Consider the following 18,152-nt stretch of genomic DNA (forward strand, 5'->3'; position numbering starts at 1 on the left):
AATAATAATATCCCTGACCATCCTACGAATACGAAGCGATCGCGCTTTAACCAGTCGTCTAGAACGTCAAACCACCCTCTACTGGGCGCGCGTCCAATTGCGATGGTCATGAGAGCAAATCTCCAAATGTTATAAGTACAGGTCGTATCTGTATATAAATGACTATTTTACAGCCATCCATAAGCAGAAAGTTAACAGGTTGTCTACCTAGTTTACAATTTTTTACGTACCTTTAATCATAATAGGTGCAAATCGCTAATCTTTCTAGGGTATTTGTCATTAAATTTAACCTTTGATACAGATGCGATCACACTAAAGGAAGAATAATTTTAAAATTGTTATCCCCTCTCCTCTTGTTCTCCATCCCCCAGGAATCAGCCAGCTGACGCTAAAATGAATCCTACAGTTAAATTTGATTAATGCTAAATGTTTACCATCGACTTAAGCATCAGGAACACTGCTTTCCCCATTTCAGTACAACGTAAGTCAGCCGAAGATGCTGAGGCTGTCTATCAGCTAATCTTGGCTGCAATACGTTCTGGCAATCCTGACATTGTGGAACTAAAGTGCGAAGGCAAGACAGAGAAAAAAATTGCTGTCCGTGCTAGTGAAATTTCTGGAGTACAGATTGTTCAGAAAGATGGTGTAACCACTGCTGGTGGTAGACCTCCTGGGTTTTTTGCAGTAGCGGCTGAGTAACCAAGGTATATAAATGGCGGAAGTGGGCATCGAGGTCAAGAATTTAAACTTCAGTTGGCCTAATGGCGAAACAGCAATCAAATCTTGCTCACTAGAAGTACCCAAGGGTGAGTTTTGGATGCTCTTGGGTACAAATGGCAGTGGCAAATCAACGTTACTTAGACTACTGGCAGGGTTATTATCTGCTGAGTCTGGTGAAATTCGGGTTTTGCATCCTATTGGTTTTGTTTTCCAAAATCCAGATCATCAACTGGTAATGCCAACGGTTGGTGCTGATGTAGCGTTTGGATTAGTGGAAGAACAATTGCCACCTGCTGCGGTGAGAGCAAGAGTTGAGGAGGCGCTAGGGGCGGTCAATTTGCTTGCCTTACAACGACGTCCTATATATGCGCTTTCTGGGGGACAAAAGCAGCGAGTAGCGATCGCGGGTGCGATCGCCCGTCACTGTGAAGTCTTACTATTAGATGAACCCACTGCCTTACTAGATCCAGATAGCCAACTGGATTTAGTAGCTGGTGTCCGCAGCTTGGTTAAAAGTCGGGGTATTACAGCTTTGTGGGTGACACATCGATTAGACGAGTTAAATTACTGTGATGGTGCTTTCTTACTAGAAAAAGGCTGTCTGGTAGATTGGGGTGAAGCCCAGCGTCTCAAACAACGTCTAATGGAGGTAAACACCGAAGCCTCTTGATTTAGTTAGTGCTGAGTTCCGTTAGCGGTAGCGGAGCGTTTAGCTCGTGCTGGGTAGGAAGAAGTAAATACTCAGCACCCAGTAATAATAAAAAACTGCTACGCGCCTTTTTTGAAAAGGCGCGTTTTAAGTTGGTGCGTCTGTCTTAAGGTCAGTTTTATGAACCTGACGCATTTTTGTTTTTTGTAACATAGTGTTACAGACAATGCATCAATTATTATAAATCTTATGAATGAATTTTGTTAACTCTAGAAAATTGTGATTAAAAACCATGCCCCGTTCCTTACTCCAAGCCGTTTTGTTAGTGGACGGCTACAATATAATTGGCGCTTGGCCTTGCCTTAAAAAGACCCGTGATAGCGCTGGACTGGAGGCAGCACGCGGAGAACTTGTTGAAGCGATGACGGGTTATAGTGCGTTTCAAGGTTATGTAACTCAAATAGTTTTTGATGCTCAATACCATAACGCCTCTAGCAATAAAGAAATGATAACTGAGCTTTTATCAGTTTATTACACCGATTTTGGACAGACGGCAGATACCTACATTGAAAAATCCTGTGCGTCTATGCGGCAGCAAGTTGCTCAATCTCTGATTTCTCGTGTGATTGTTGCCACATCAGATAGAGCACAGCAATTAATGGTACAGGGGTATGGAGCTGAATGGTTGTCGGCACAACAGCTCTGTGGCGAAGTGGAAGCTACTATTTGTCGGATGCGGCAAAAGTATCATACACGTAAACAATCTAAGAGTAGGTTTTTGGCCAATGCTATTGATGCTAAAGCACGGCAGCGTTTGGCTGAATTGCGAATGGGATTACAGTAGATTTTAGCATCCAAAGGTCTGGACTTAAGTTTAAGAGAGGGTTTTGGCTGCAAAAATTCTATTATTAAGCATCTAAAAAAAATATTTTGGCGGAAGTACTTGCCAAATCCTATCCGTTAGCCTTACTATTATAAACTGTGGGTGATCCTCAGTAGCTCAGTGGTAGAGCGATCGACTGTTAATCGATTGGTCGCTGGTTCGAATCCAGCCTGGGGAGTTAAATAAAAAATTAAAGTATAAAAAGAAAAACTTTACATTTCTGAAAACTCTGGTCACTGGATCAGGCTGTAGATTTCATGAATGGTCGGTCTTTTCGCGGTAAAAATTCGTCCCTATCAACCAAACGACTTAGAAGATACTGTTCAACTTTGGTATCAAACTTGGCATCAAACATTTCCCCACATTCAACACCCACAGTCTTATGTTGAATGGGAAGCTCGCTTTAATAATGAACTGGCGGTAAGAGGAAATGTTTGGGTTGCTGAAGTAGAAAATCGCATTGTGGGTTTTATTGTAGTCATGCAAGAGGAACAATGCTTGGAGCAGCTTTTTGTAGACACGGCCTATCAGAATCAAGGTATAGGTTCGGCCTTGCTTGAGAAAGCAAAGGTAATTTGTTCGCAAGGACTCAAGCTGCACACATTACAACAGAATATACAAGCTCGTGCATTTTACGAACGGCACGGTTTCAAAATCGGCAAATTATCAACAAATAAAATCAACGGTAAACCCAACGTCGAATATTACTGGTTGCTTTGGTGTATGGCTTAGGAACTTAGAATTAACAATATTCTAGTAATAGGTAATTGATATTACACATTAATATTTTAAGTTTTTAAGTGTGAAATATTACGGTTACTAAAGGCAAGAACGCTAACAGGAAGCTATGCCAGGACTGTAACTGAACTTCTGGGGCTAATTCTGCTGGCATTAATAAAGCTTCTATTCTTTGTTCTAAGCGATCACCTGCACCAGAGGAACCCAACGCAGCACAACAAATTTCCGGCAATACAGGACTGATACTAACCACTAATAAAAGTGATTCCGCTAGCACCAGAGGATCTACCTGCAATGCTGCATAACCGTCAGCACGGAGTTCACGCAAAACTAACAGTTCTTGCCACAAAGGCTCTGTGTTTGGTAACCAAGCAGTACAGGAACGCACCCAACCCAGCCAAAAAAACCAGAATGTATCCCTGTAATAGTAATGCCCTTGCTCATGCGCTAAAACGCTTTCTATATGAGTGGGTGAAAGAGTTTGCAGTAATCCCTGGCTAACGACTAGTTCGGGTTGCCAAAAACCAATTTGACCTGCGAACAGCGCACCTGTTTGAAGTAGTCGGACTTCTCTATCCTCAAGCTTAATCAGATGACAGTTGCGGGCAGATTTTACAGACTGCAATCCCTGGAAGGCAAGTTTAATGCACAAAATGGCAAAGAATGCTAGGGAAATTAACGCCAGCACATAACTGAACCAGCCTGTATACATCCCGCCCATTTGTCCTTGAGGCCCCATGCACAGTACGGCGATCGCAGTCATGAAAATTAGCAAGGGAGGGAAAAGAAATAAAAACAGCGATCGCCGCCAGCGCAGATTCCAACTACCTTGGGGTTGATTCCAAGAAGATCTCAACCACCAAGCAACTGCCAAAACAATCACAATCATCATTAGATGCATCATTTTTCCTCCCTGGCTTGGCGTGCAGCTTGAATGCGTTTGGCGATCGCTTCTATTTGCTCGCTGGCTGCTTCATCTAGACTATCAGCAAAGGCAGCGACAACATCAGGATTACCAACGGCGAGAAATCGCTGCAACTGCTCGTGTGCTTTGATTACCGCTGATTGCTGCTTAGTCAGCAATGGTTGCCAGTAAAATGCCCGTCCTTGTTTGTTGCATGTCAGCCAACCTTTATCAGTGAGACGACGCAGAACGGTGGTTACAGAAGTATAAGCTAATTCTCGGTTGGGATCAGCCAGAATGCGATCGTGTACATCCTTGACTGTAGCTGAACCAAGTTCCCAGATAATATTTAAAATTTCCGCTTCCAACGGGCCTACAGACAATTGTTTAGGGCGGTAGTCGGGTAAAGGTGCCATATCAGTTTTGGTGGGATGAGCGGAGTGGAATTAGCAAGCGTCAGGCTACTTAGTCATACCAACTTGAAGCGTCAAACACAGCTTTAGCAGGTTTGTTCTTTCAGATTACAAGATAGTGCAGCAAGTCTGAAAGCCCAGAAGCATGGGAGCAGGCTTTTTTAGACTTTTTTTGGATTTCATGAATGGTATGTATCGTGGATTTGAATGCTAAAAAACGCTCTATGGTCAACTGGAACTGTAGTTAGTGACACCAAGTAGGTAAAATGTTATTTGCGGCAATAGTATTAGAGCAGGTGTATCCAGCGCGTGAAGCTATTCGTATATCACACTCCGGAATTGACTCCAACGGATAAAGCGCCAGATTGTGCGATCGCAGTCGATGTCTTGCGAGCCACTAGCACAATCGCGACTGTCCTAGCGGCTGGAGGCGAAGCGGTGCAAGTCTTCAGTGATTTAGATCAACTAATCGAAGTTAGCGAAAAATGGCCTTCAGAAAAACGCCTACGAGCTGGAGAACGCGGCGGCGCGAAAGTAACTGGCTTTGAATTAGGTAACTCTCCCCTTGATTGCACACAAGAATTAGTGGCGGGACGTCGCTTGTTTATCAGTACTACTAATGGCACTCGCGCTTTACAACGAGTACAAGAATCTCCAGCTGTATTAGCAGCAGCCTTAATCAATCGGGCGGCGGTAGTGCAGTATCTCTTGGAGAAGCAACCAGAGACAGTATGGATTGTTGGTTCAGGTTGGGAAGGCTCTTTTTCTTTAGAGGATACAGTTTGTGCAGGCGCGATCGCCCATAGTCTTGTACAGCAAACTAAATTGTCGCAGGAGGAATTAGCTGGTAATGATGAAGTAATTAGCGCGATCGCTCTTTACTCACAGTGGCAAGGCGATTTATTAGGATTGTTGCACCAAGCTAGTCACGGCCAGCGACTATTGCGCCTGGAATGTTATGAAGACTTAAAATATTGTTCTCAAACTGATATTTTAGATGTCTTGCCCATACAACAAGAAACGGGAGTTTTAAAAAGTCAAGAAGCAAAATAGATAACTACAATACAAGAGTCAGATGAATTCTGGCTCTTAACTTCTTTTACAGATAGCGTGATAAAACTTCGACAGTAGCTTTTCCTGTTTTTTCCCAACTGAATTGTTGAGAGCGAGTGATCCCTTGGTGGGAAAGGTGCGATCGCAAAGCTGAATCGGTGGCAATTGCTTGCATTGCTTTGCTTATTTCCTCTATGTTGTAGGGATTGATCAAAATCGCTGCGTCACCGGCAACTTCTGGAAGAGAAGAAATGTTGGAGGTGATCACAGGAGTACCGCAAGCCATTGCTTCCAGGACAGGAAAACCAAAGCCTTCCCAGAGACTAGGAAAGACAAGAGCGATCGCTTGATTGATGATTTTCGGCAATTCGTTGTAAGCAACATAATCGAGAAACTTTACCTGATTAGTTATACCTAGTTCCTCAACTTGTGCTTTTAAAACTGGCGTATAACGCTGATCAATTGAACCGGCTAACCACAATTCGTAGTCATCGCTGTTTGGTAGTGTAGCGAAAGCGGAAATCAGTCGATGTAGGTTTTTGTAAGGATCTTGGCGTCCAATGTAGAGAAAGTAGTTACGGGTGGGTAGGTTGAGAAAACGATAGTGATTGCGATCGTGAGCAAGGGGTATAGGGGTAATTTTGCTAGCTGGAATTTGGTAAAAGTCAATAATGTCTTTAGCTGTGGCGTTGGAGTTACAGATAATATGTTGCGCTTGGTTGAGAACTTGGGGAATATAGTAGCGATGGTAGGGTATCAACGGTGAAAAGCGTTTAGGAAAGCGCAACGGTATTAAGTCGTGAAACATCACGACAAAGCGACAATTACTATAAAGAGGTGCTTCTGGGAGTGGAGAAAATAATAGTTGTGATTTTAGCTGTTTATAGATTTGCGGTAATTTAAATTGCGTCCAAACAAGGCGATCAAAATGCCCTTTTATACCTTGGTCTGGTGTTAAATTTGGTAAAATTGGATAGCAGTCATACTTGGGAATGATCTGCGAAGTTAATAACCTCAGTTTGAGAGGTTGTAAATTTGGAAGAAGATTTAAAGCGTAGGTTGTTATACCTGTAGGTTTAGTTGACAGAAAAGAGAGATTAACTAACAACTTTTTCAGCTTTTATTAAAACTTAATTTAACTACATAAATGAGAGATAAATTGTTCAGCGGATTCTTTCCAAGAGAATGGTCTATATTCATTTTTGATCTGATCAACCAAATGATTGTAGTAAATATCTGAATCAAGCAGCTTTTTTAAAGCTTGGTGGAGTTCAGTTGGTTGAGTCGGATCAAAATATATACAGAAGTCTCCTCCTACTTCAGGTAAAGAGCCACCAGTGCTAGCAATTACAGGTTTACAGTATTGTAGTGCTTCTACAACTGGTAGTCCAAATCCCTCATAAAAAGAGGCTTGAACTAAGCAGTAACAGTTTTTATAGAGAGCTTTTAGCTGAGCATCGCTAACCGAACCTAATATATGTATAAACTTGCCATACATTTTATTAGATTCTATTAGCGCGTCAGTCTTGGAGTGCCAACCTCTATTGCCCGCAAAGATTAAATGTATGTTTTCATTATTTGAATCTACCAATAAATCAAACGCTGCTATAATACCTTGAATATTTTTATGAGGAACTAAACTTCCTACTACTAAAATATATCTTTTATTTAGTAGTTCAATAAAAGTTTCATTAAAATTATCAAACTCTGCATTTAGTGAGTAATCATGATTAGAATAGTCACATCCTAAACGAAAGCTTTTGACTATTAAATTTGGATTATCATTGGCTACTATTCCCTGCTTTTGGGCGTATTTATAATCTTCAACACTATTTTTAGATATACATAAAACTTGATCAAATAAGGTTGAATACTCTCTGTAAAAATTTGTAAAAGCCTCAGTAAATCTCTTTGAAGAAAATTCAGGAAATTTTATAGGTATGAGATCGTAACATATAATTACAATGGTAACTTGATGTTTTTTTAGAATCTGTAAAAATCTATAGTATGTTTTAGGTAAATCCCAATTTGCATCGGCTATGATGTATATATCTCCTGGTTGAATTTTATAAGCATCTAATTCCAGATAAATATTTTTATGTTCATTTAAATTTAACGAATCAACTAAATACAATGTATTTGAAAATAAATTTATAATTTTATTTTTGAGCTTAGAAAGCAAAACCTGGATTTTTCTATTGATTTTGATTATTGGGTAAAGATACTGGTTCCTCTTGGTAGTTTGACTGTAATTTTGTTGATTAAGATTAGTCACTCTGACTATAGATTTACCATCAAACATAACTGCTGCTATTTCTATATCTGGACTAGTCGAACTTAGTTTCAACATTTCCGATGAAAGTTCACGAACTACTCGATGGATTCCAGTATTTTTATATGTGTGTTTTGCTGTATGAGTGCAATCTATAAATATTCTCATCTGAGACTCTAGTTGTAATTGCTTATTTTTGTTTCTATTTTTGCCTAAATCTAGACATCACAAACCTCAGAATAAAATACATAATTTGAGAACTTGAGAATTTTATTCTTGAGGAAATTTTGTTGCTTTATATTGGGTCAAATAATTAATTAGCTAAATTGGGAAGCTAGTCTATCTAACTGCTCAATTTCTTGAGGTCATAATCAACCATTAACTCAACTAATTCATTAAAGGAATACTGAGGCTGCCAATCTATCTCGGTTTTAATTTTATCAATGCAGCCAACCAACTGAATGGGTTCATCGGGGCGGTAGAAAGCGGGGTCAACTAAAACATAATCTTGCCAGTTTAAACCAACACTATTGAAAGCGCACTCAACAAGTTCTTTTACAGAGTGGGTTTCACCACTAGCAATGATATAGTCATTTGGCATTTCCTGTTGCAACATCAGCCACATCGCATAAACAGCATCTTTTGCATAGCACCAATCACGGCGAGCATCTAGGTTGCCCAATTTTAATTCATTTGCCAGACCAAGCTTAATTTGGGCAGCTGCATGTGTGATTTTACGAAATACAAATTCTGTGCCACGTCGAGGTGATTCGTGAGTATAAGTAATACCGCAGCAGGTATAAAGATTATATTTTTGCCGATAGTTAATGGTCATCCAATGAGCATAAGCTTTGGCAACACCATAAGGATTACGAGGACGGAAGGCTGTACGTTCAGTTTGGGGTGAGTCATCGGGTTGACCAAAGACTTCACTACTGGAGGCTTGATAGAATTTTGCGTCTGGTTTACAGCGACGAATGGATTCTAGTAAACGGGAGACACCAAGGGCTGTGTATTCGGCGGTGAGAGCGGGTTGTGTCCAAGAAAGGGGAACGTAGCTTTGGGAGGCGAGGTTATAAATTTCGTCAGGTTGTGATTCATCTATCACATCCATTAAGGAGGATTGATCAAGAAGATCACCGGATACAATTTGAATCTCGCCTGAAAGGTGGGTAATCCGTTCTAGATTACTGGTGCTGGAACGGCGCACTAAACCGAATACTTGATAGCCTTTGGTTAGGAGGAGTTCGGCAAGATAAGATCCGTCTTGTCCGGTTAAGCCAGTAATTAGGGCTTTTTTAAGTGTCATTTGCTATTCAATGATTAATATTCTGGAGCTATGAATTCTAATAATGGAAAATAAGTTAGGTAGTGATTACATCTCTAGTTAAAAGTATCATGTCCGCGATCGCAGCATGAGCGCCAATATAAAAGTCTGGTAAAGGCGATCGTTTAGTTCCCCTTTTTGGCAATGTTGCACAAGGCATTTTCCCGCCAAAGCTGAATTTAAAAGAATTATATCTGTGATCGCAGTATAAGCTTTAATTTAGTTAGTTTTGTTCTTCTTTTTGTATGCAGCCAATGTATAACCACCTAAATTTATGGGAGAACTTACTTTTTCTAAATTATGATTAAATTGCTTTATTTGATTAGGAAAGTTTTCCAGCCATTGCTCTTTTACAAGATAAATCGTTTCTGATTCGATTACTTTATTTACACATTTAAGACATCGAACAGTAGCTTTGTCATGCGGAGTAACAGCAAGTAACTCTGGATCAATTGCTCCAATCAAGTATGAAGTCCAATAATCACCTATGATACCAACTTGTCCTAAAGTTTTAATTTCTTGCATTTGTTGAATCTTAGGTTCCGCTTTTTCTAAGCTAAAGACATAGCTAGGCAAAGTTAAAGACGAAATGATTGCAATAGCCAAGGTAATACCATACATCTTTTTCTGAATTACACCTTCTGCTGATTCTGTTAACACCATAATTGATATCCATATTAATATATATATGGCAATAAAATAACGTGGCTCAGCCTGGTTAATAAATACCCATTTGGATAGAATAAGTAGAAATAAACCCAAAATTACGTTAATCATAAGAATATAAAAAAGTTGGGGTATCTTTTGGAAATTTATTTTTTTGAAAAGATACGTATAGATTATAAATGCAGTCAGAAGAAAAACTAAGACAGTCCACAAACTTAGGAAAAAGTTATTATTTTGAAATAATATATTAGTCTTAATATTACTTATTGCTTTTTTGACAATAAACCAAGTTTCCTCTGTATTATTTAAGCCCGTATATTCAGAGTAGTGAAAACTAGAATTTGATTTCGCATAGAAAATAAACAAACTTCCAACTAAATTCGCAACTAACAAAGTTAAAAAACAACTTGTTCTCACATTTATTTTTGAAATGTTTTTTAATAAGAATAAGAAAGTACAATTTAAAATTATTAGAGTAATTATAGAAAAATCAGAAATCCATAAAGAAGCATAAATAAATGCTACAGATGTAAAAATTAAAAAGCAATTTTTATAAATATTTTTTGAAAAAGCTTCAAAATTTAAAAACAGGTGTATGCTGATTCCTATAAAACAAAATTGTGGAGCGTAAGGATGTGCTAATGTAATTAAATCAGTAAATATAGACGTTGGAAAAAACCAAATTAATGCAAATATTACTTTAGATGAAAGATTCCTAAATAAATTTGCTAAAATACAATAACCTAAGTATATAAATACAAATTGAGCTATAGAAACAGATTTTATAGGGCTAAACGAAGTAATTTGAGTCAAGTAATGTCCTAATATTGGTACTATACTACCTAATCTATTCTGTCCCCAATAGTATAAATCTTCAGGTAGTTTTAAATCATGAGCCATTAGTGCATGGACTGCACTATCTGAATTTAACTCAGGAGATAAATATCCAGCATAAGAGCGAAAAGATAATAAAAATACGATAAAAATAAATGTTCTGTATACTAGTTTCTTGATATGCATAACAACTATTAATTATCCATAGATAATAAATTAAGCATTCAATTAATTATATTCTTATATCTTAAAAATTCATCTTTGATATTTATTTCGTTTAGATGAAAATAAATTATATTTCAAAATGCATATAATTGCCCTAACTCCATCTTTCCAACCTATTTTTTTACCTTCCTTATAAGTCCGACCATAATAAGATATACCTACTTCATAAATACGACATTCCATTTTCGCAACCTTAGCTGTAATTTCAGGTTCAAATCCAAACCGATTTTCTTCTATTGTGATAGATTGAATCACTTCCCGCCTAAAAGCCTTATAACAAGTTTCCATATCTGTCAGATTAATATTAGTGAACATATTAGATAACATAGTTAAAAAAGTATTGCCTACCATGTGCCAATAGTAAACTACTCTATGGGGTTTGCCACCCTGGAAACGTGAACCAAAAACTACATCAGCTTTGTCATCTAAAATAGGTTGAATTATTAAGGGGTATTCTTGTGGGTCGTACTCCAAATCTGCGTCTTGAACGATAACAATATCTCCAGTAGCCACAGCAAAGCCGGTTTTTAAAGCTGCACCCTTGCCTCTGTTTTTATTGTGGTAAATTACTTGATCTACCTGTGGCTCTATTTTTGATCTAAGCAGTTTTGTCGTTCCGTCAATTGAACAATCATCCACAATAATAATTTCACAATTTTTGACAGGAGATGCTTTAACAGCTTCAACAACTTTGCTTATAGTTCCTAATTCGTTGTAACAAGGAATAACAACAGATAGCCTCATGTAACAATTAATCCTTTTTAGTCACTGTACAAAAATTGTTCATCCAAAACTGAAAATATTGGTGATGAAATTCTTGAAACCCAGTCAAATTTACTAAAACTTTTCTAAGCTTTTCGCGATTATAGTATCTTTTGTGATCTTGAATCTCTGCCTTACTGACTATTTTTAACCTGTAAGCCAAAAATTCTAGTATCGGCTGCGACCAAACTGATGGGACTGTGAGTATAAGTTTACCTTTAGGAACAAGAACTCTATAAATCTCTTTTAAAATCTCTTTTTCATGTTCTATATGTTCTAAAACTGCCAGCATCGTTACAACATCAAAGCTTTCATCCTTAAACGGTAAATTATTTTCAAGCATCAGCTGCTTGGTTTGTATATTATCTAAGTGAAACTCTCTGACTTTAAAATCAACACCGAATCCTTGCTTAATACGAGGAGAAATACTTTTGAGAAAAGTTGCCGAACTACCACAGCCGACATCTAAAACAACAGAGTTTTTAGGAATGTGGGATATTACTCTTTGCAGCCTGAGATATCGTAATATCGGTTCTAAAAATGGTTCACTCATATTTATTTGCTTTGATGGGTAAAAGGGTTCTATTAGTCCCTTTATCTTGAGAATTTCAAGCTTTTAGTTGTTTAAACTTTCTATTACATTCATCATAATAATACCTAAGCTTATGTTTTTGATAAGTATAATCTATTAATCAAATTTTATATGTTATGTTTCCCAGCTACAGCTTCAGTAAAAATTTAGAATACTTTACTTAGTACATTCATAAAATTCTCAGCAAACACTTCCGGTTTAAAATTTTCTAATCTCGACCTTTGACTTTGAATTACTTTCGATCTCAACGATTGATTATTAACCAACAAATGAGCTAATTCTGCAATTACAGGTATATCTTTTTGGTTAACTAAAATCCCAGCTTCTCCAAGAGTTTCTGGTACTGCTGAACTTGCATAGGCGATAATTGGAATGTCATGTTGCATTGCTTCTAATAAAGGCACACAGAACCCTTCGTGCTCACTCATACACATAAAGATATCCGCAACTTGGTAATAAGCCTTCAGCTGGCTGAATGGAACTTTTTCGGTAAAAATTACATGATGCTGAACCCCTTCAATTTCAGCGACCTGCTTCAGGAAATTCGTATAACTTGAAAACATAGTTGAGCCAACTAAAATCAATCTGGACTGACGATTAATGTAGTTGCAGTAATAAGCAAAAGCTTTAATCACATCTTCCTGACATTTATTAGGAGCTAATCGACCGACAAATAAAAAGTTTATCCAGCCATCTTTATAACCATCTAATATCTCTGCATCAGGAATGCATTGATGTTCTTCAAAAAATAGGGGGACAGTATAAACGTTACTAAATCCTAAATCTTTTAGTTCTATGGCGTTGAAATTTGAATCTGCGATCGCTAGATCTACAGACTTAAAATTTTTTACTCCCTGAGAAGCCTCATTTATTATTTTGGATAAATTCAAATCATAAGGTGCAAGAAAGTGAGAAGGTGTAATGTTGTGATAAACAATCACTTTTTTGCCTAAACTATTTAGAAACATATTATCACATATCGGAGCATAGGTGCAAACATGATAAATCAAAATGTCTGTTGGTTCATTGAGTAGATTGTGTACCTCTAATTCTTTGCTTAGAGTTAAACCTTGTTCAGCATTCTGAAAATATAGGTTGCAAATATGTCCTTGAGACACTAAAATTTGCTTGATATAAAATCCTACATTTACAACAGCATCACCGTGAACCAAGCTTGGAAGAATCTGGTTAATTACGTATGACATTTCTAATTTTTTATGTTTATTCTTTAACTTCTAGCTTTTTTAGCTCTTGCTCCATTTCTGTTATTCTCTTTTCCAAAATTGAATTATAACTCTGCTGTAAAGCTAAATATGAAAGTAAAGGGTCTGAACTTTTGTTTATATAAATTTCTTTTGTAGTATCATTTATATCTTTTTTTTCATCGTTGGTAAGACTAGATTCTGGGATTACTGTCCCTTGAGAAATCAAAGGTTTATTTCTAAATATTTTTAGCAATAGAGATCGAACAGAAGTTAGGTTGAGCAAATCAATTATTTTGATGAGATAATTCTTGGTAGTAATTACAGACTGCTTAGCAGTCAGCCATAGCAAACCCTTTAGACCTAATCCTTGATGTGTTTCCGCAAGTTGATGTACTTCGGCAAGCAAACTATCCTGTTTAATATATAGCTTGGTTAACTCTTGCTCCATTTCTGCTACTCTCATTTCCAAACTTGCTTTTTCTATACGCCATGCGTCAAGCTCTTTAAGTTTATTTGCTATTGCAGCGCGATGTTGCATAGAAATAAATCTAAGAGATGGTTGAACCTCATCTAGCTTTATATTCCTCAACTCTATGCCAGCTTGAATTAGCTTATATAGTTCTTCTGCATCAATCAAGGGATTATGAATGCTAATGGTTGCTTTTAACATTGATAATTCTCGAAAAGTTTCCATAACAGCATTTACAAATACAACTTGAGGTAAAGGAATAGCCAATAGTTATAGATCTGAAAAACTATAGATATTAGCAAGCTTATTAATCGCTTACTCTTAATCTCAACGCTTGCTTCAGTTTAAACCATGCCTTTCGCAACTTCCAAAATTTGCTACTTTCCATTGCTGTAATCCTAGATTGAGCTTGAATTAATTCAAATTCGAGTGAGTCAAATTTCTGTAATCCTGAATTAGATACGTAAGCATTTTGCGCTAGACCTTTTGGTTCATCAGCGTAAATAAACTGATTTGGATTTACTTCTGCTATATTTATAAAAGGCTCAAACCCACCAGATACGTTTCTTACGTTATTTTGCTGCAAAACTATCGCTTTTGAGTAAGGATTAAGACGTAAAAAATAACCGTGCCTGAATAACCTGTGTGTTAGCTCAACATCTTCAGCTTGATTCCAAAATAGCATTTCATTCCAAGGATATTGCAATGCTATTGTTTTCTTGATGATAGTTAAGCCACCATTACAGTAGACCAGTGGAGAGTAATCTTCATATTCCATACAAGCTGGAGTAACCCAAGCATGAGAATTATTAACTGAAACCCAGTCTGGTGTTCGCATTCCATCATACATTTCCTGTTTGCAAGTCAGGATTGAAAAGCTGTTCCCGTAACGACACATACCAGAATAAAAGTTTTTGTCGAGAATAAATCTGTCATGTACAACTAGCAGATTTTCATATCTAGCATTTTGAACTACTATATTTTTCTTCTTTGTTATCCACCCTTTTTCATCTTGTTGGGAGAACGGAATAATTCTTACTTTATCAATGTATTTTTCACTAATAGGATGTGTATAATTACCAACAAGAATAATTTCAAATTCTGGAATATTTTGCTCAATAATAGAATCTAAAAGCTTTTCTACAAACTCTTTGCGCTTACCTTGTGTAATTACGCCAAAAGACCAAGCATCTATCTTACCAGCATGGCGTGGTTCGTCTTGTTGAGATTTCCTAAATACTAGCTCGTATGTGTTTTCATTTCTATTTTCATAACAAAGTTCAGCAGTTCCAGCAGAAAAATCATATATTAAGCTCTTTAAACCATAGATACTTAAATTACGACTTTCTACAAATTCATCTAAAACTAGGTATCCTTTAGGACTTAATTTGTTCCATAACTCATCCAAGATAACTAATGAAAATTTACTTTTATTAATGTTGTTACCTTTTACAAATACAAGGTTTGCATAGCGATTCTTTAGTGACTCATTAAGAACAAATAAGTTTGTTTGTAATATAGGACTATGAATTACTACAGCATTTTGGTAATTTGCTAAATACTTTTCTTGAGAGCAATCAAGGTAAAAGCTATCTATACTCAATTCCAATGAATACTTTTCAATAAGCTGTTTGATAGTTTTCATAAATTTAAATATTTATGCCAATTTTGGAAAAGAGTTTCATGTAGGAAGAATAGATTTGCTCCTGAGAAAAGTTGTAACTGGCATAATCAAACGCCCTATTCACTAATTCTTCTTTTGTTTCCTTAGTCATTTGTAATGCTTCTAAAATACTTGAAGCTATACTTTCTACAGAGGTAGGATCGCAGAATAAACAGTTGCCGTTTGTAACTTCTGGAATCGAACTAGAATCAGATGTAACAACTGGGGTTTTGCAGATCATTGCCTCCAGTACAGGTATACCAAACCCTTCATAGAGTGTTGGAAAAGCAAATACAGTAGCTAGATTTAGCAGTTTGCACATAGCTTTATCACTCAGATTTTGCACCCATGTAATGTTTACATCTTTGGCAATGTCCAAAAAATTAATTAAGTATTCCTGACTACATCGAGCGTGGGAACAAACCACTAATTGTACATCTGAAGTTATCGCTTGACGCTCAAGTAACAAAGCAAATGCTTTGACTAGCAGCAGACCATTTTTCCTAGAATCAAGAACATTAATAGCAAACACAATTGGCTTAGAAAAATCTAGCTGCACTACTTTTAGTTCGTCACAAATTTCTATATTCTCACGTTCATACTGCGATAGTGGCATAAATGACTGATTCCAAGTTGGATATACTGTCATGCAAGCTTTCTCACAGTATTCTGGGAATAATTCAATTAAGTCTCTCTTCGTACAATCACTAATACAGACAACACCATCGGCTTTCATTAAGCCATGATAAAACCCCAAAAAGTGTTGATCTGCAAAAATTCTAGTGCCATCGTCTACGTGGTAGTTTTTTTTATAGAATTCAAAATACTTATCCTTTTCATTGCGATCGCATACCAGTAGATTTGGAACTAAATCATAGATGATCATCACAATTTTGTGAGTAAAATCCTCTATAGGATAAACCCATGTTCCATCCCAAGGTTCCGCCATGATTAGAACATCTAGTTTAAAGTTTAGAAATTCCCATTTAGCTGGTTGTCTTAATTGTAATTTTTCGGCAGGAGCAACTTTGTTTCTTAACTTTTTAGCTACTTTTTGAATTAAATTTGATATCTTATTAAAACGTAATTTATTAGAAATTCTCCGAACCACATTATGAGAGAGTGGGTTGATCAATGGCGTAGGATTTTTATAAATTTTTATTGATGTCTGAGATGTTGTAGTAGCCTCGTCATATTCTCTGAAAAACTGCTCAGCCGGAAGTGTTACAAATAAAGATGTTCTGGAAACACCAGATATTCTACTTAAGATATAAAACTCGCAACTGTCACCTAGGTTAGTTTGCAAAACATCAAGATGACTGCGTATCATTCTACTGACACCTATGTGATTCTTGCTCAACAGAGAAGAAGAATATAGGCCTATTTTAAGTATTTTATTTTCAGATAATGAGATTGGTTTAACGGTAGACATTACTCTTGAACCTCCTTAACCAACCCTAAATTTTTTTTTAACTTCAGCCATAGTATCCGCAACTTCCAGAACTTACTAGACTGCATTGCACTAATCATTACCTCAGTTTGCTCAGCTTTGCACCTTACTATCTCCAGTTGACTTTGAGTGTGCTGAAGTTGCGTTTGTGAACGTTCTAGTTCATCTTGAGTGTACTGAAGTTGCGTTTGTAAAAGTTCTAGTTCGCTTTGAGTATGCTGAAGTTGCGTTTGTGAACGTTCTAGTTCATCTTGAGTGTGCTGAAGTTGCGTTTGTGAACGTTCTAGTTCATCTTGAGTGTGCTGAAGTTGCGTTTGTGAACGTTCTAGTTCGCTTTGAGTATGCTGAAGTTGCGTTTGTGAACGTTCTAGTTCACCTTGAGTATGCTGAAGTTGCGTTTGTGAACGTTCTAGTTCACCTTGAGTATGCTGAAGTTGCGTTTGCGATAACTCTAAATAACTAGGATGCTTTCTAATTAACAAATAATCTAGAGTTGCTAAAGATAGTTTATTTAGACCACGACTCACTAAGGTAAGATTCCAACGGGTCAGGAGCTTTTGTGCTGATGCACCTAGCTTGTTTTCTGCTTCAGATACAGCTCGATCAACAGTAGTACCAGAGTGGTTATCATGAAAGAAAACAGCACATTTTTCTGAGAGATAGGGATAAATTGCGAGAAAATCCAAAAGCGGTTGCTCGCCAAAATGTCCACCATCAATAAATACAAAGTCAAGTTTGCGATCGCCTATAATAGTTGGAACATCTTTGGGGCTAATACCTATCTCAAAACGTATCACATCAGATAATCCCAACTTATTTGCAGATTCTTTAGCAAAACGTAGACCTGTTGGAAGAATGTTTTCTAGAGCATTAGTTCTGCTGCACTCTACACTGGATTCCATTTCTTCAGGATTATATACAAAAGACTCCTTCCACTCTTCAACATAACAGTCCATAGTTACAAGTTGACCGCCATTTTGTTTAAGAGCTAGTCCAATGTACATACTACTAAAGCCAAAAGCGGTAGAAATTTCAAAACCACTTCTTAGCTGATTTGCAGCAATAACATAGTTAAGAATTAAGCCTTCTTCATCTGTGCATGAATAGGGAAATGCTTTTTCTCTAAGTTTCCACGAACAATCCAACTCGTCAATCGCCTCTGGGGATTCAACCTTTTCCAGAGATGTATGTATACATTTAAGTTGAGTAAGTAATAATTCAGATCTTACTCTTCTTAAATCATTTAAGTTTGATGGCAAAGGCACTTCTAAAAACTTAAATTCCATAATAATTGCTCATCAACAATCAATGCTGTAATAGGCAGATA

At 37.0% G+C, this 18,152-nt stretch carries 19 protein-coding genes, 1 tRNA gene and 1 pseudogene; 6 read left to right on the forward strand and 15 right to left on the reverse strand.

The window, feature by feature from the left end; genetic code table 11:
- Positions 1 to 110: pseudogene (locus tag HCR01_RS18740) on the reverse strand (photosystem II D2 protein (photosystem q(a) protein)); the annotation flags it as partial.
- A 316-nt stretch (positions 111 to 426) separates the two neighbouring features.
- Here HCR01_RS18740 and HCR01_RS18745 point away from each other — a divergent pair.
- From HCR01_RS18745 to HCR01_RS18765, 5 genes are all read left to right on the forward strand, one after another.
- On the forward strand, positions 427 to 699 hold the full coding sequence (locus HCR01_RS18745; protein ID WP_162398029.1) for a hypothetical protein: 273 nt from the start codon (positions 427 to 429) through the stop codon (positions 697 to 699).
- 13 nt (positions 700 to 712) lie between these two features.
- Positions 713 to 1,390: an ABC transporter ATP-binding protein gene (locus HCR01_RS18750; RefSeq protein WP_193197631.1), complete on the forward strand. Its 678-nt coding sequence runs from the start codon at positions 713 to 715 to the stop codon at positions 1,388 to 1,390.
- Between the two features lie 271 nt (positions 1,391 to 1,661).
- Positions 1,662 to 2,213, forward strand: coding sequence for an NYN domain-containing protein (locus tag HCR01_RS18755; RefSeq protein ID WP_193197632.1), 552 nt, complete (start codon positions 1,662 to 1,664; stop codon positions 2,211 to 2,213).
- Positions 2,214 to 2,358: 145 nt separating this feature from the next.
- Positions 2,359 to 2,430: transfer RNA gene (locus tag HCR01_RS18760), tRNA-Asn, on the forward strand.
- Positions 2,431 to 2,513: 83 nt separating this feature from the next.
- On the forward strand, positions 2,514 to 2,984 hold the full coding sequence (locus HCR01_RS18765) for a GNAT family N-acetyltransferase (protein WP_193197633.1): 471 nt from the start codon (positions 2,514 to 2,516) through the stop codon (positions 2,982 to 2,984).
- 64 nt (positions 2,985 to 3,048) lie between these two features.
- On the opposite strand, the gene HCR01_RS18770 is transcribed toward HCR01_RS18765, so the two are convergent.
- Positions 3,049 to 3,891 (reverse strand): M56 family metallopeptidase, encoded by an 843-nt coding sequence (locus tag HCR01_RS18770; RefSeq protein ID WP_193197767.1) that lies wholly within the window; start codon positions 3,889 to 3,891, stop codon positions 3,049 to 3,051.
- The gene (locus HCR01_RS18775; protein ID WP_162396395.1) at positions 3,891 to 4,310 is read right to left on the reverse strand and encodes a BlaI/MecI/CopY family transcriptional regulator; all 420 of its coding nucleotides are present in this window, start codon (positions 4,308 to 4,310) and stop codon (positions 3,891 to 3,893) included. The genes HCR01_RS18770 and HCR01_RS18775 overlap by 1 nt, the downstream gene beginning before the upstream one ends.
- A gap of 306 nt (positions 4,311 to 4,616) precedes the next feature.
- Here HCR01_RS18775 and HCR01_RS18780 point away from each other — a divergent pair, with 306 nt between their 5' ends.
- Positions 4,617 to 5,360, forward strand: coding sequence for a 2-phosphosulfolactate phosphatase family protein (locus HCR01_RS18780; RefSeq protein ID WP_193197634.1), 744 nt, complete (start codon positions 4,617 to 4,619; stop codon positions 5,358 to 5,360).
- 46 nt (positions 5,361 to 5,406) lie between these two features.
- On the opposite strand, the gene HCR01_RS18785 is transcribed toward HCR01_RS18780, so the two are convergent.
- The 12 genes from HCR01_RS18785 to HCR01_RS18835 form a co-directional block, all read right to left on the reverse strand.
- Positions 5,407 to 6,477, reverse strand: coding sequence for a glycosyltransferase family 4 protein (locus HCR01_RS18785; RefSeq protein ID WP_193197768.1), 1,071 nt, complete (start codon positions 6,475 to 6,477; stop codon positions 5,407 to 5,409).
- Between the two features lie 18 nt (positions 6,478 to 6,495).
- Positions 6,496 to 7,800, reverse strand: coding sequence for a glycosyltransferase family 4 protein (locus HCR01_RS18790; protein ID WP_193197635.1), 1,305 nt, complete (start codon positions 7,798 to 7,800; stop codon positions 6,496 to 6,498).
- Between the two features lie 175 nt (positions 7,801 to 7,975).
- Positions 7,976 to 8,941 carry a GDP-mannose 4,6-dehydratase gene (locus tag HCR01_RS18795; protein ID WP_193197636.1) on the reverse strand — a complete coding sequence of 322 codons (966 nt, stop codon included), beginning with the start codon at positions 8,939 to 8,941 and terminating at the stop codon, positions 7,976 to 7,978.
- A gap of 55 nt (positions 8,942 to 8,996) precedes the next feature.
- The gene (locus HCR01_RS40045; protein ID WP_264299921.1) at positions 8,997 to 9,119 is read right to left on the reverse strand and encodes a type II toxin-antitoxin system VapC family toxin; all 123 of its coding nucleotides are present in this window, start codon (positions 9,117 to 9,119) and stop codon (positions 8,997 to 8,999) included.
- A gap of 59 nt (positions 9,120 to 9,178) precedes the next feature.
- Complete coding sequence (locus HCR01_RS18800) at positions 9,179 to 10,645, reverse strand: hypothetical protein (protein ID WP_193197637.1); 1,467 nt, start codon at positions 10,643 to 10,645, stop codon at positions 9,179 to 9,181.
- A gap of 69 nt (positions 10,646 to 10,714) precedes the next feature.
- Positions 10,715 to 11,428, reverse strand: coding sequence for a glycosyltransferase family 2 protein (locus tag HCR01_RS18805; RefSeq protein ID WP_193197638.1), 714 nt, complete (start codon positions 11,426 to 11,428; stop codon positions 10,715 to 10,717).
- Positions 11,429 to 11,435: 7 nt separating this feature from the next.
- The gene (locus HCR01_RS18810; RefSeq protein ID WP_193197639.1) at positions 11,436 to 11,999 is read right to left on the reverse strand and encodes a class I SAM-dependent methyltransferase; all 564 of its coding nucleotides are present in this window, start codon (positions 11,997 to 11,999) and stop codon (positions 11,436 to 11,438) included.
- 185 nt (positions 12,000 to 12,184) lie between these two features.
- Positions 12,185 to 13,243, reverse strand: coding sequence for a glycosyltransferase family 4 protein (locus HCR01_RS18815; RefSeq protein ID WP_193197640.1), 1,059 nt, complete (start codon positions 13,241 to 13,243; stop codon positions 12,185 to 12,187).
- Positions 13,244 to 13,259: 16 nt separating this feature from the next.
- Positions 13,260 to 13,979, reverse strand: coding sequence for a hypothetical protein (locus HCR01_RS18820; RefSeq protein ID WP_193197641.1), 720 nt, complete (start codon positions 13,977 to 13,979; stop codon positions 13,260 to 13,262).
- Positions 13,980 to 14,019: 40 nt separating this feature from the next.
- On the reverse strand, positions 14,020 to 15,357 hold the full coding sequence (locus HCR01_RS18825; protein WP_193197642.1) for a glycosyltransferase family 2 protein: 1,338 nt from the start codon (positions 15,355 to 15,357) through the stop codon (positions 14,020 to 14,022).
- A 4-nt stretch (positions 15,358 to 15,361) separates the two neighbouring features.
- Positions 15,362 to 16,807, reverse strand: a complete 1,446-nt coding sequence (locus HCR01_RS18830; RefSeq protein WP_193197643.1) for a glycosyltransferase family 4 protein — start codon at positions 16,805 to 16,807, stop codon at positions 15,362 to 15,364.
- On the reverse strand, positions 16,807 to 18,111 hold the full coding sequence (locus HCR01_RS18835; protein ID WP_193197644.1) for a class I SAM-dependent methyltransferase: 1,305 nt from the start codon (positions 18,109 to 18,111) through the stop codon (positions 16,807 to 16,809). Before HCR01_RS18835 ends, HCR01_RS18830 begins: the two co-directional genes overlap by 1 nt.
- Positions 18,112 to 18,152: the final 41 nt, after the last annotated feature.

The sequence above is a fragment of the Nostoc sp. MG11 genome, from assembly GCF_014904695.1.
Classification (GTDB): Bacteria; Cyanobacteriota; Cyanobacteriia; order Cyanobacteriales; family Nostocaceae; genus Komarekiella.

Bases quoted from the DNA above. Each gene is read 5' to 3' on its own strand.
- HCR01_RS18745 (WP_162398029.1), top strand. From the start codon at position 427: ATGTTTACCATCGACTTAAGCATCAGGAACACTGCTTTCCCCATTTCA.
- HCR01_RS18750 (WP_193197631.1), top strand. From the start codon at position 713: ATGGCGGAAGTGGGCATCGAGGTCAAGAATTTAAACTTCAGTTGGCCT.
- HCR01_RS18755 (WP_193197632.1), top strand. From the start codon at position 1,662: ATGCCCCGTTCCTTACTCCAAGCCGTTTTGTTAGTGGACGGCTACAAT.
- HCR01_RS18765 (WP_193197633.1), top strand. From the start codon at position 2,514: ATGGTCGGTCTTTTCGCGGTAAAAATTCGTCCCTATCAACCAAACGAC.
- HCR01_RS18770 (WP_193197767.1), bottom strand. From the start codon at position 3,891: ATGCATCTAATGATGATTGTGATTGTTTTGGCAGTTGCTTGGTGGTTG.
- HCR01_RS18775 (WP_162396395.1), bottom strand. From the start codon at position 4,310: ATGGCACCTTTACCCGACTACCGCCCTAAACAATTGTCTGTAGGCCCG.
- HCR01_RS18790 (WP_193197635.1), bottom strand. From the start codon at position 7,800: ATGAGAATATTTATAGATTGCACTCATACAGCAAAACACACATATAAA.
- HCR01_RS18795 (WP_193197636.1), bottom strand. From the start codon at position 8,941: ATGACACTTAAAAAAGCCCTAATTACTGGCTTAACCGGACAAGACGGA.
- HCR01_RS40045 (WP_264299921.1), bottom strand. From the start codon at position 9,119: ATGCCTTGTGCAACATTGCCAAAAAGGGGAACTAAACGATCGCCTTTA.
- HCR01_RS18800 (WP_193197637.1), bottom strand. From the start codon at position 10,645: ATGCATATCAAGAAACTAGTATACAGAACATTTATTTTTATCGTATTT.
- HCR01_RS18805 (WP_193197638.1), bottom strand. From the start codon at position 11,428: ATGAGGCTATCTGTTGTTATTCCTTGTTACAACGAATTAGGAACTATA.
- HCR01_RS18810 (WP_193197639.1), bottom strand. From the start codon at position 11,999: ATGAGTGAACCATTTTTAGAACCGATATTACGATATCTCAGGCTGCAA.
- HCR01_RS18815 (WP_193197640.1), bottom strand. From the start codon at position 13,243: ATGTCATACGTAATTAACCAGATTCTTCCAAGCTTGGTTCACGGTGAT.
- HCR01_RS18825 (WP_193197642.1), bottom strand. From the start codon at position 15,357: ATGAAAACTATCAAACAGCTTATTGAAAAGTATTCATTGGAATTGAGT.
- HCR01_RS18830 (WP_193197643.1), bottom strand. From the start codon at position 16,807: ATGTCTACCGTTAAACCAATCTCATTATCTGAAAATAAAATACTTAAA.
- HCR01_RS18835 (WP_193197644.1), bottom strand. From the start codon at position 18,111: ATGGAATTTAAGTTTTTAGAAGTGCCTTTGCCATCAAACTTAAATGAT.